General features: G+C 65.4%; 9 protein-coding genes. 5 read left to right on the top strand and 4 right to left on the bottom strand.

Going from position 1 to position 12,413, the window contains the following annotated elements; translation table 11 throughout:
• Positions 1-12: 12 nt before the first annotated feature.
• Positions 13-888 carry a crotonase/enoyl-CoA hydratase family protein gene (locus ACKTSM_RS04960; protein ID WP_407876018.1) on the bottom strand — a complete coding sequence of 292 codons (876 nt, stop codon included), beginning with the start codon at positions 886-888 and terminating at the stop codon, positions 13-15.
• Between the two features lie 188 nt (positions 889-1,076).
• Between ACKTSM_RS04960 and ACKTSM_RS04955 the strand changes: the two genes are divergently transcribed.
• Entirely contained in the window at positions 1,077-2,807 is a 1,731-nt protein-coding gene (locus ACKTSM_RS04955; protein WP_407876017.1) for a sulfatase-like hydrolase/transferase, read from the top strand.
• A gap of 52 nt (positions 2,808-2,859) precedes the next feature.
• On the opposite strand, the gene ACKTSM_RS04950 is transcribed toward ACKTSM_RS04955, so the two are convergent.
• Both ACKTSM_RS04950 and ACKTSM_RS04945 read right to left on the bottom strand, forming a co-directional pair.
• The gene (locus tag ACKTSM_RS04950; RefSeq protein WP_407876016.1) at positions 2,860-3,645 is read right to left on the bottom strand and encodes an SDR family NAD(P)-dependent oxidoreductase; all 786 of its coding nucleotides are present in this window, start codon (positions 3,643-3,645) and stop codon (positions 2,860-2,862) included.
• 40 nt (positions 3,646-3,685) lie between these two features.
• A complete protein-coding gene (locus ACKTSM_RS04945; RefSeq protein WP_407876015.1) occupies positions 3,686-4,864 on the bottom strand; it encodes an acetyl-CoA C-acetyltransferase in 1,179 nt (392 codons plus the stop codon).
• A 115-nt stretch (positions 4,865-4,979) separates the two neighbouring features.
• Between ACKTSM_RS04945 and ACKTSM_RS04940 the strand changes: the two genes are divergently transcribed.
• From ACKTSM_RS04940 to ACKTSM_RS04930, 3 genes are read left to right on the top strand one after another with little or no spacing between them, the layout of a single operon-like run.
• Complete coding sequence (locus ACKTSM_RS04940) at positions 4,980-5,711, top strand: 2OG-Fe(II) oxygenase (RefSeq protein WP_407876014.1); 732 nt, start codon at positions 4,980-4,982, stop codon at positions 5,709-5,711.
• The gene (locus ACKTSM_RS04935; protein WP_407876013.1) at positions 5,708-7,420 is read left to right on the top strand and encodes a putative 2OG-Fe(II) oxygenase; all 1,713 of its coding nucleotides are present in this window, start codon (positions 5,708-5,710) and stop codon (positions 7,418-7,420) included. The genes ACKTSM_RS04940 and ACKTSM_RS04935 overlap by 4 nt, the downstream gene beginning before the upstream one ends.
• 9 nt (positions 7,421-7,429) lie before the next feature.
• The gene (locus ACKTSM_RS04930; protein WP_407876012.1) at positions 7,430-8,326 is read left to right on the top strand and encodes a class I SAM-dependent methyltransferase; all 897 of its coding nucleotides are present in this window, start codon (positions 7,430-7,432) and stop codon (positions 8,324-8,326) included.
• Positions 8,327-8,506: 180 nt separating this feature from the next.
• Here the strand turns inward: ACKTSM_RS04930 and ACKTSM_RS04925 are convergent, their stop codons facing one another.
• Positions 8,507-11,488 (bottom strand): TonB-dependent receptor domain-containing protein, encoded by a 2,982-nt coding sequence (locus ACKTSM_RS04925; RefSeq protein WP_407876011.1) that lies wholly within the window; start codon positions 11,486-11,488, stop codon positions 8,507-8,509.
• 298 nt (positions 11,489-11,786) lie between these two features.
• On the opposite strand from ACKTSM_RS04925, the gene ACKTSM_RS04920 reads away from it, so the two are divergent.
• Positions 11,787-12,350, top strand: coding sequence for a hypothetical protein (locus tag ACKTSM_RS04920; RefSeq protein ID WP_407876010.1), 564 nt, complete (start codon positions 11,787-11,789; stop codon positions 12,348-12,350).
• Positions 12,351-12,413: the final 63 nt, after the last annotated feature.

The raw sequence follows: 12,413 nt of genomic DNA, 5'->3' as shown, positions 1-12,413 counted from the left end.
AGCGGATCGCGCCTATTCGTAGCCGCGCGTGTCCCACCAGGGATAGAAATCGGGCATGTCCTCGCTGACCTTGCCCGGATAGACCGGATTGCGCTTCTCGAGGAAGCTGGCGATCCCTTCCCTGGCATCGGCCCCGCGCGACAGGCGATAGATCGCCCGGCTGTCGATCCTGTGCGCTTCCATCGGGTGATCGGTGTTCATCAGCCGCCACATCATCGCCCGCGTCATTGCCACCGACACCGCCGAGGTGTTCGCGGCGATCTCGCGCGCGAGCTTGCGGGCTTCGTCGAGCAGGTCCTCGGGCGCGTGAAGCGATCGCACCAGCCCGCCTGCGCGCGCTTCCTCGGCATCGAATACCTTGCCCGAATAACACCATTCGAGCGCCTGGCTGATCCCGACGATCCGCGGCAGGAACCAGCTCGAAGCGGCCTCGGGCACGATCCCGCGCCGGGCGAACACGAAACCATAGCGCGCGTGGGTCGCGGCAAGGCGGATATCCATCGCCAGCTGCATCGTCGCGCCGATCCCGACCGCGACCCCGTTGCAGGCGCTGATCAGCGGCTTGGTCGATTCGAACAACCGCAAGGTCACCAGCCCGCCCCCGTCGCGCACGCGCTCATCGGACAAATCCTCGACCTCTTCGGGATCGGAAAAGACGTGTCCGCCGCCTTCGGGCGTCAGGTCCGCGCCCGCGCAGAACGCCTTTTCGCCCGCGCCTGTAAAGATCACCGCGCGCACCGCGTCATCGGCATCGATATCGTCCATCGCCGCGATGATTTCTGCCCCCATAACGCGGGTAAATGCGTTCATTTTCTCGGGCCGATTCAAGGTGATCGTGGCGATCCCGTCATCGGACTTGTCGAGCCGGATCTGCGTGAATTCGCTCATTGCCTGTCTTCTCCTTGCAGCCATGTCTGGCACAGCCGGAAGGCCCAAGGAACAGGCGAATTTGCCCCGATAGCGGCGCGATCCGGCGCAATCAGGCGATTTTCACGATTTTGCAGGCATTCTTCCCGATATCGGACAGCGCTTGCAAAACGAAAACGCCACCGCGCGCGCAGGTGGTAGGAAGCACCATGGTTCAACGACAGGCAGACACGGCAACCGACAGGCATCGCCCGGCGCACGCGCGCGCAGGCCTCGTCAAGCCTGTGCTGATCGCGCTGTGGGCCGCGCTCGTTTTGCCCGGTCCGGTCGCCGAGCGGGTCGCGGGCCTCGGGGCAAGCGCCTCTCTGATCGCCTATTTCGTCCTCCTTGGCTGGACCCTGCTGGGTATCATCGCCGCTGCATACATCCCGTCGCGCCCGGTCCGCCTCGGCGCGGCGCTGGTCTTTGCAGGCGGTGCTTTCGTTGCCAGCGCATCCGAGGCGATCACCGGCGGTTTCATGACCTATGACGTCTTCGTCACCCTGCTCATGTCAGCGGGATTTGCCGGCGAGGCCGCGGCGCAATTCGCCGGACGAATGGCGGGACCTGCCGCGCTTTCGCTCCTGCTCGCGGTGGCGATCGGACTGGCGCCTGCCGGACGCGCGAAGGACCGGGTGCAGCGCCTCGCCCCTGTCGTGACCGCGCTGCCGGTCCTCGCTTTGCTCTCTGTTACCGCCCTGCTGTTCGCACGCGGCGGCGACGGGGCCAGGGGCATCGCGCCGAGCTATCCGACGATCGCCTATCTCGCATTGTTCGCGGCAGAAACGGTCGCCGCGCCCGGCGGCCCGCGCGAGGAGCCCGCCCTGCCCCGCAACGGCCCTGCCAAAGCGCGCCATGTCGTCCTGATCGTCGATGAAAGCATCGCGCCCGCCCATCTCGATGTCACCTCCGCGACAGGCATCGCAACCCCGCTCACCAGCCTACCCGCCGATATCGCGATGGCCAATTTCGGCATCGTGCCCTCGATCACCAATTGCAGCATGGGGACGAACCTTGCGCTGCGGTTCGGAGGCAGGCGCGACAATTACCGCGAGACCATCGCCAGCGGCCCCTCGATCTGGGCCTATGCCCGCAAGGCCGGGATGCGCACGGTCTATATCGACGCGCAGCGCACCGGCGGCGCGCTCCACAACGCGATGGGCGAGGACGAACTGGCGCTGATCGATGCGCACATCCAGTTCGACGACGTGGCTGTGGTGGACCGCGACATGGCCGCGGCCGATGCGCTCGCCCGCGCCCTGTCGTCAACCGAGCCGAGCTTCGTGCTCGTCAACAAGGTCGGCGCGCATTTCCCCGTCCATGACAAGTTTCCCGACGCCTTCATGGTCGAGACGCCAGTGCTCGAACGCGGCCGCTATGGCGCGATCTCGGATACCGGACTGCGCGACGGGTTCGACGGGACCGCGCAGAGCTGGCAGCGTTACCGCAATTCCTATCGCAACACGCTGCGCTGGAATGTCGGGAGATTTTTCGAGGCGTTGCTCGACAAGGCGAAGCTCGACGATGCGGTGCTGATCTACACTTCGGATCACGGCCAGGACCTGCATGCCAATGGCGCGGCGGGGCTCGCCACCCATTGCACTCCCGAACCGCGCGCGGTCGAAGGCGCGGTGCCGCTGGTCGTGCTGTCAGGCGGGGTTGAACTCGCTATCCCGCACGAGGCACTTTCCGAGGGGAGCCATTACCGAATATTCCCCTGGGTCCTCGCGCTGATGGGATATGACCGTGCGGCAGTGCGCCACCGCTACGGACCGGCGCTCGACAGCACCGAGCCCGATCCGCGCACCTTCAATGCGCGTTTCAATGCAAGGCTGGGGCGGCAGCCGGTCTGGCTCCCGATCGACGAGGCCGAGGCCAGCACCACTATCGCTGCGCGTTGAAAAACGGCACGCCCGGACCGCCAGCGGCAGCCCGGGCGCGCGGATAGGCGTTTTAGCGCGGCGCCATGCGGATGCCGCCGTCGAGGCGCACGTCCTCGCCGTTGAAATAGCCGGTCTCGATCATGCACATGGCAAGCTTGGCATATTCTTCCGGATTGCCGAGCCGCTTGGGGAACGGCACGCTCGCGGCGAGCGCTTCCTTCACCTGCGGGGGCGCGGCGTTCATCAGCGGGGTGTTGAAGATGCCCGGAAGAATGGTGTTCACGCGAATGCCCTCGCGCATCAGGTCGCGCGCGATCGGCAGGGTCATGCCGACCACCCCGCCCTTCGAGGCCGAATAGGCCGCCTGGCCGATCTGGCCGTCTTCGGCGGCGACGCTCGCAGTATTGACGATCGCGCCGCGATCGCCGTCCTCGCTCAGCGGGTCGAGGGTCATCATGCCCGCTGCCGACTTGGCGATGCAGCGGAAGGTGCCGATCAGGTTGACCTGGATGACGAAATCGAAGGCAGAGATCGGGAAATGCTTGATCTCGCCGGTCTGCTTGTCGCGGCTGGCGGTCTTGATCGCGTTGCCGATGCCGGCGCAATTGACGAGAATGCGTTCCTGGCCGTGCGCCTCGCGCGCCTTGGCAAAGCCGGCATCGACATCGTCGTCACTGGTCACGTTGACCTTGCAGAACACGCCGCCGAGCTCTGCGGCCATGGCTTCGCCCTTCTCCTCGTTCATGTCGAAGATCGCGACCTTGGCGCCCTTGGCGGCCAGTGCGCGCGCGGTCGCCGCGCCGAGGCCGGATGCGCCGCCGGTCACGACGGCGGGAGTGTTGGCTGAAACTTCCATGAAATGTTCCTTTTTCGAAAGGTTGGTATCGGTGATCGGGTCAAAGGCGCTCGACGATGGTGACATTGGCGACGCCGCCGCCTTCGCACATCGTCTGCAATCCGTATCTCTTGTCGTGCCGTTTGAGCGCGTGGACAAGCGTTGCCATCAATTTCGTCCCGCTCGCCCCCAGCGGATGGCCGAGCGCGATCGCCCCGCCATGGACGTTGAGCCGGTCGGGATCGGCACCGGTGTGCTTGAGCCATGCCAGGGGCACCGGGGCAAAGGCCTCGTTAACTTCGTAGAGGTCGATGTCGCCAATCTTCATGCCGGCGCGTTCGAGCGCGCGATCGGTCGCGAACAGCGGTTCTTCGAGCATGATGACCGGATCGCCCGCGGTCACGGTGAGGTTGTGGATGCGCGCCAGCGGGGTGAGGCCGTGGCGCTTCAGCGCCTCCTCGCTCACCACCATCACCGCCGATGACCCGTCGCAGATCTGGCTCGCGGTGGCGGCGCTGATCCTGCCTTCGGGATTGATCAGCTTGACCGAGGCGATCCCTTCGAGCGTCGCGTCGAAACGGATGCCTTCATCGACCTTGTGCATCTCGGTGCCGTCGGCCGTCTCGATCTCGACCGGCACGATCTCGTCCTCGAAAGCGCCGCTCTCGGTCGCCTTGATCGCGCGCATGTGGCTCTCGAGCGCGTAGGCATCGAGCTGGTCCTTCGAAAAGCCATGCTTTTCGGCGATCATTTCCGCGCCCATGAATTGCGAGAACTGGATGCCGGGATATTGCGCCTGCAATTCGGGCGACATGTAATGGCCCAGCCCCTCCTTCATGTGAAAGGTCGCATTCGAGCCCATCGGAACGCGGCTCATGCTTTCAACCCCGCTCGCGATCACCACGTCCTGCGTCCCGCTCATCACGGCCTGGCTCGCGAACTGGATCGCCTGCTGGCTCGACCCGCATTGCCGGTCGATCGTCACCGCCGGGGTCGATTGCGGCAGCTTGCTGGCAAGCACGCCCATCCGCCCGACCTGCATCGCCTGTTCGCCCGCCTGGGTCACGCAGCCGGTGATGACATCGTCGACCGCCTCCGGGTCGATCCCGCTCCGGTCCAGCGCCGCGTCGAGCGACCTGGCAAGCAGATCGACCGGGTGCACCCCTGCCAGCCGGCCACCGCGGCGGCCCCCTGCGGTGCGGACCGCGCTGACGATATAGGCTGTGGGCGTATTGCTCATGGGGACCTTGCTCCTGCCGTTTACGTAAACGTTGCGATTTGCCACCGGCCTATGGGAGCGCGCACGCGAAATCAACTGGTCAATTGGGTCCCGGTTTGGCTAGTGCTGCTCGCGCATGAAGACACTGTTCGAACTCAATCCCGCGCTTGACCGCGCCGCGCTCGCCGCCCGCTTCGCCGCGACCGGGCGCGTGCAGATCCGCGACGTCCTGACCGAAGAGAGCGCACACGAAGTGCTCAAGGTGCTCGCCAAGGGGACCAGATGGGGCATGGCGACAGGGGCAGGTGACGAAAACCGGCAGAGCTTCCGGATGGAAGAGACGCGCACGCCCGAAGGCCAGAACCGCGTCAACGCCGCCGCGATGGCAGCGCAGCAGAACTCGGCGCGCGGCGAATACGGCTTTCGCTTCGCGCACTACCCGATCCTTACCGCGGTGCAGGAAGGCTGGGACCCGGGCGGCCCGCACGAAATCCTGCTCGAACATCTCAACGCCGAGCCGTTCCTCGGCCTCGTGCGCGAGGTGACCGGGATCGACGCGCTGGTAAAGGCCGACGGGCAAGCCACCCTCTATGCCCCCAACCACTATCTCGGCCGCCATATCGACAGCCATGTCGCCGAAGGCTGGGAGGTCGCCTATGTCCTGAACTTCGCGCCGCCCGACTGGCACCCCGACTGGGGCGGCTATCTCACCTTCCTCGACGAGGAGGGCGATATTGTCGAAGGGTTCCGCCCGCGTTTCAATGCGCTCAACCTGTTCAAGGTGCCGCAAGCGCATCTCGTCAGCTATGTCCCGCCCTTCGCGCCGATCGGGCGGATCGCCGTCACCGGATGGCTGCGCACCAGATGACGCCCCGGACTGCGGCAGACTGGATCGCACGCGCCCGGAGCCTGGAGGCGGCAGGCGACCTCGCCGGCGCGCGCAAGACGCTTGCCGATGCGTCGACCACGTGTCCGGGCGATCCGGTGATCGCCAATGCGGCGGGCAACCTCGCCATGCGTGCAGGCGATATCGGCTCGGCCGAACGCAGCTTCGCCGCCGCGAGCAAGGCGGATCCCGGCCATTGCGAATACGCGCTCAACCACGCGATCGCGCTCCAGCGGCTCGGTCGTGCGGGCGAAGCGCTCGAGATCCTGCGCGCTGTCGAGCGCGAAGGGGCGACAATTGCGAAATACGGATCGGTGCGCGCCAGCTGCGCGCGCGAAGTCGGCGAACTGGCAGAGGCGGCGCGCTGGTACGACGCCGCGATTGCACGCGACCCGGGCTACAAGCTCGCGCTCCATGGCCGCGCGCGGGTCGCGATCGAACGCGGCGAAGCGGATGCGCTGGCGCGGTTCGACCGCGCGCTCCAGGTCAATCCGGGCGAAGCCGATCTATGGCTCGGCAAGGCGCAGGCGCTCGAAGTCGATGGCAACAGCCAAGGCGCGCGGGTGATTGCCGAGCAATTGTGCGACCAGGCGCCGGGTTTCATCGCTGCGCTGACCTTTCACGCCGGGCTGCTGCTTGCCGCGGGCGAGAAGGACTTTGCCGCGCCGTTCCGCAAGGCCGCGGCCAGGGCCCCGCAGGACCCCAATATCGCCGCCGCCCATATCGAGACGCTGGCAGGTCTCGACCACGCGGCCCAGGCCGCCGACATCGCGGCCGAAGCGCGCGAGCGATTTCCCCGCGAGCCGCATTTCACCCTGCTCGAGGCGGTCCATGCCGGGAGCGCGGGGCAATGGGAGCGGGCCGAGGCGCTGTGGGCCCAATGCCCGATCGACAATCCCATGCGCGCGCTGCACGAGGCGCGCCACCGCATTCGCAGCGGCGAAATCGCGCGAGCCGACGCCCTGCTCGACCGGGTCCTCGCCGCCAATCCCTGGGACATTTCCGGCTGGGCACTGCGCGGGATCGTCTGGCGGTTGTCGGGCGACAACCGCGCGCAATGGCTGCACGAACAGGCGAAGCTCGTCCAGTTGCGCCCCCTCGAGGCGCGCGAGGGCCTGCTCGGCGACGTGACCGGCGAACTGCGCGCGCTCCATTCGCGCTCGGCCATGCCGCTAGGCCAGAGCCTGCGCGGCGGGACGCAGACCCGCGGCATCCTCTTTCACCGCACCGAGCCGCTGTTAGCCGAATTGCACGAGGCGATCCGCACGACGCTCGCCAGCTACCGCGCCGACCTGCCCGTGCGCGACGACAGCCACCCGCTGCTGCGCCACCGCGAGGATAACTGGCGGCTGGCGGGATCATGGTCGGTGCGGCTGACCGGCGGCGGCAGCGGCGCGGGCGATTATCACACCGCGCATATCCACCCGCTGGGCATCGTCTCGAGCGCGCTCTACCTCGTCGTTCCCGCAGCCGCGCATGGAGGCGGCAAAGGCGGCTGGCTCGAAGTGGGGCGTCCGCCGCCCGATCTCGGGCTCGACCTGCCGCCTTTGCGCAGCATCGAGCCGCAAGAGGGGCATCTCGCGCTGTTTCCATCGACGCTTTACCACGGCACCACCCGGTTTGGCGGCGCGGGCGCGCAATCCGCAGAACGCATGACCGTGGCATTCGACGTGGTCAGCCTACCGCGCTAGGGCAACAGCATGACGGACGATGCAAAGGCATGGGGCGATTTCTGGGCCAGCAATGCAGGCGGCAATGCCAATGGCTGCCTGCCTGACCGCTGGGCAGCGATCGAACAGGCGCAGCGCGGGGCGTGGAACGGCTTTGTCGCAGGGCTCGACCACGCCGCACGGGTGCTCGACCTTGCGACCGGCGACGGGCGCGTGCTCGGCTGGATGCGGGCCGTGCGCCCCGATCTCGCGCTCGAGGGGATCGACCTAGCCCCGACCCTCCCCGCACCGCCCGAAGGCACCCGGACGCGCGGCGGAGTGGCAATGGAAGACCTGCCCTTTGGCGATGACAGCTTCGCCGCCGTGGTGAGCCAGTTCGGCTTCGAATATGGCGATGTGAAAGCGGTCGCCGCTGAGATCGCGCGCGTGCTCGCGCCGGGCGGCAAGGTTGGCCTGATGGTCCATCGCGGCGACGGGCCGATCCTCGAACACAACAAGAAGCGCCAGCGCGAATTGCTCTGGGCGCTCAAGGAGAAGGGCGTCGCGCGCAAGGTCCGCGCAGCCCTGTCCGAGGGACCTCCGGGAATCGACGGCGCGGCGAAATTCGCCGCCAAGGTAGCCCAGGCAGGGGCCCGGAAATACGGTCAATCTTCGCCTGCATGGGAAATCCCCGAGGCCATCCGCCGTTCGTGCCTGATGGGCCAGCGCGCGGGCGTCGGTTCGATCATCGAGACGATCGGCGCAATCGAGGCGCAGGCGAAGAACGAGATCGGGCGGATCCGCTCGCTTGCCGCGGCCTGCAAGCGCGCCGATGCGCGCGACAAGCTGATCGCGGCCTTTGCCGCGCATGGGCTTGAACACCGCCGCACCGCGCCGGTGAGCGACACCTCGGGCCGCGCCCTGGCGGACTTCCTGACCTTCGACTGATCGCGCCTCGAGCGCAGCATTTTTGACGCGGCGGCGTGGCCGTGCCCGTCATGCTGTCCGCCGCGCGCTTTTTGCGACGCCCGGCCCGACCACGACCTGCTCATCGGCGCAAAGAAAAAGGGCGGCGAACCGAAGTCCGCCGCCCCTTTCTTGTGGCTCTTATTTCGAGCTGTCTCGTGATTAGAACGAGAAGGCAGCCGAAACGAAGAACTTGCGACCAAGCACGTCGTAGGTGCTCGGGTAGGTGTTCGCCTGCTCCTGGTTGTCACCAAGCAGGAGGCTGTTCGGACGGTTGGTCACGTTGCCAGCCGCGTCGAACTCAGGCGCACCCGGCAGCGTATCGAACACGTTGTCGATACCGGCCGTGATCGTCACGTTTTCGGACGCTTCGACCGAGAACGAAAGGTCGAACAGGTCGTAGCTGTCGATCGTGTTGATGCCGTTGAACGAAGTGTAATCGATGCCGCCCGTCGGGTCGACAAGGATCGAGTCTTCGGAATCAACGCTGTCGAGGTGACGCCAGCGCACCGAGGTGGTCAGCGGGCCGTCGATCCACGACAGACGCGAAGTCCACTTGTACTCAGGCGTGGGCTCGCCGCACTGACCTGCGAACAGGCCAGCACATTCAACCGTCGTGGGCTGGCCGACGACCGGAACGAAGAAGCTCGATTCGGTGTAGGTGCCCAGGAAGTTGAAGTTGAGGCGCGAGTCCTGTTCGAACAGGCCGAACGCAACGTCGGTGGTGTAGTTGATTTCAAGGTCAACACCGCTGACGCCGAGCGAGGCAATGTTCGCGTTACCCACGAGCGGCGGGCTGGCGACCGTGATCGCACCATTGCCGGTACGAGTACCGACGAAGGCCTGACAGGCCGCGCTGTTGATGTCCTGAATCTGCAGGTAGCAGAGGTCCAGAAGACCCTGGAGGCTACCACCGGCCACGGCCACTGCGTCATCGATGGTGATGTCGAAGTAGTCAGCCGTGATGGTGAGGCCCGGAGCGAAGTTCGGCTGAAGCACGATCCCGAAGGTGTAGCTTTCCGAGGTTTCTTCCTGCAGGTTCGGGTTACCACCGAACAGTGCCGGGATCTGGGCGTTCAGCTGAATGTTGGGGTCGCCAACATTGCCAGCGGGAACACCGGTCGCCTGACACAGGTTGATGACGGTCTGGTCGTTGGCATTGGCCGGATCCGCACAGGGGTCGTTCGCGCCCGGGAAACCGATCGACTGACCGCCGAACAGTTCGCCGACATTCGGCGCGCGGATGGCGCGCTGATACTGACCGCGCAGGGTCACCTGGTCGATCGGCTGGAATTCCACGCCGCCGGCATAGGTCCACACGCCGCCGATCGCGTCGAGCGAGTAATCCGAGTAACGGGCTGCACCCGTCAGCTCGAGACGCTGGCCGCCATCGGTTTCGAAGATCGGAACGTTGAGCTCGGCGAACAGTTCGCGAACGTTGTACTTACCTTCGGTCGAGTTACCGGCGTTGAAGCCGATGACGTCGCCCGAGGAAAGCGCGGTGTCCGGAAGGAAGCGCGATTCAACGCCGCGATATTCGGCGCCGACTGCGAAGCCGACATCGTCAGCACCCATGCCGAAATTGCCCAGGAAGCCCGAGATCGAGGCCGACGCGATTTCCTGAGTGGAAATGTCGCCGTTCTGTGCCTGGATCGAGATTGCCTGAACCATTGCCGGGGTCAGAGTGCCGAGGCCGAAGATGTTGATCGGCGTACCGGTGCCGTCGAGACCAGCCTGGAAGGCCGAGCGCGAGATGTTACCGGCCTGGACGTTCGCGTTACGCGTACGAGCGTAGCTGTAATACGCGTCGTAGAACAGGTTGTCGGTAATGTCGCCGCGGACACCAGCCAGGACGCGGAACGCGTTGCGCTCGTCGAGCGAGTTACGCGCGCCGGTTTCGATGGTACGACGCTGGACGAAGAAGTTGACCACGCCCGGATCGTCGGCAACGCCGTCAGCGTTGTTCTGAGCGGTTTCAGCGGCGTCGATGTCCTGAAGCTGCTGGAAGTCACCCGGAATGAGGAACGGCTGCACGGTGGCGAGGTCGACATTGAAGTTGCCGGTAACCGGCGTAGCGGCCAGTTCCTGCTGCACGCGGTTGTTGACATAGGTCACTTCCGTATAGGCGGTGTGGCCCGGAGTGAATTCGTAGTCAGCGTAACCGCCCATCAGATAACGCTCTTGCGGGATCTGCAGGTAGTTGACCGGTGCGTAGTTGTAGGTGTCGCCGGTACGGAAGCGGAAATCGCCCGGGGTGTCGTCAAAGACAACGCCGTTGCCGAAGCCGCTTTCGCCAGCATTACCGAACTCGGTGCCCGGCGGGAGGCCGGTGTTCGAGTTGGCGCCACCGGTGTAGCGCAGAACGCCGTTCGGAAGCGTCGACGAACCGAACTGCAGCAGGTTGAGACCGAAGGTCTCGCCGCCGAGTGCGAAGTTCGAGAATGCGCGATCGCCCTGGAAGACCGATTCACGGTTGTAGTATTCGGCGTAGACGGTGGCGTTACCGCGACCATCGTCGAAGCTGGTGCCGATGGCGCCGTAGACCTGGTAGGAAGCGCCGTCACCTTCTTCGGTGATCGAGTACTGACCGCCCATTTCGAGACCTTCAACCCGCTTGAGGTTGAAGTTCACGACGCCGGCCAAGGCGTCCGAACCGTAAACGGCCGAAGCACCACCGGTCACAACGTCGACCGATTCGAGCAGGAAGTTAGGGATGGTGTTGAGGTCGACGACCTGCGCGGTGTCGAACGACACCCAGCGGCGGCCATTGACCAGCACCAGGGTGCGGTTGGTGCCAAGACCACGCAGGTTCAGCGTGGCGGTACCGTTACCCGGGTTGTTCGAGAAGGAGGTCGTGCCCGGCACAACCTGCGGGAGGGTGTTGACGACGTTTTCGACGTTCACCGTGCCCGAAAGCTCGAATTCCTCGGCAGCAACGACGGCCACCGGAGCGGCGGTATCGACGTTCTTCTGCTGAATGCGCGAGCCGGTAACAACGATGAAGTTGTCGCCGTCACTGTTCTCGGCAGCACCGGATTGTACCGATGCGCCAGCGTCTTCGTCCTGGGCATAAGCCGGGGTGGCAATCATGGCGCCAGCCATGATGGTACCAGCCAGGAGCGTGCCCTTGCTAAAGCGGTTCATTTCAGTCCCCTTGGATATGCGCGCCAAAAATCGGCGCACAATTCGCTTCTACGGGCATATGCCCGCATGGGCCGCAGATATGCCAATCAAGCCTCGCACTGCAATCGCAGCTTGGGGGTAGAATGCAGGTTCGATACGTTGTGTGACATCTACGCTACAGTCTCGAAACCGCGCATTCCTGCCACTTTCCTACCGGTAAGCGCCCCCTTCGGCCCTCCGGCGCCCGCTTTGCATTGACGGTGCTCCACGCTTCGGCATACCCCTTGTCCGCACCCGCCTTGACCGGAGTTTGGTTTTCATGACTTTCCCTGCCTCGCCCTTGCCTTTCACCATGCGCACCGCCGGGCTTGGCCTTTGCGCGCTCATTGCGCTGGGCACCGCCCCGCTCGCCGCGCAGGACCAGGCCGCGCCCGCGGATGCCGGCCATCTCGACCAGCTGCGCGCCTGCCAGGCCATTGCCGTGGATGAAGAGCGGCTCGCCTGCTTCGACAGCGCCGCCAGCACCATGATCGCCGCCAGCGATGCGGGCGATCTCAGGGTGATCGACCGCGAGGATATCCGCCAGACGCGGCGCAGCCTGTTCGGCTTTTCGCTGCCTAATATCGGCCTGTTCGGAGGCGGTGACGATGACGAGGAGGAGGACGAGCTGTTCACCACCACGATCGCCAGCGTGCGCTATACCGGACGGACCGGGGCGCGCTTCACCACCGCCGAAGGCGCCGTTTGGGAGATGAACAATGTCCCGCGCCGGCTGCGCACGATCCGCGTCGGTGACGAGGTCGAGTTCAAGCCGGGCTCTTTCGGCTATTACTTCGTCCGGATCGAAGGGCAGAACGGGGTCAAGGGCCGCCGCATCCAGTAGGCAATAGGCCGCGCCACGCATTTTTCGAAGGCGCGTTCGCAACACGCCGCACGAACAAGAAAG

It is taken from the genome of Qipengyuania nanhaisediminis (assembly GCF_045862805.1).
GTDB lineage: Bacteria > Pseudomonadota > Alphaproteobacteria > Sphingomonadales > Sphingomonadaceae > Erythrobacter > Erythrobacter nanhaisediminis_A.
Note: the sequence above shows the minus strand (reverse complement) of the source record. Positions and strands in the feature narration are given on the sequence as shown.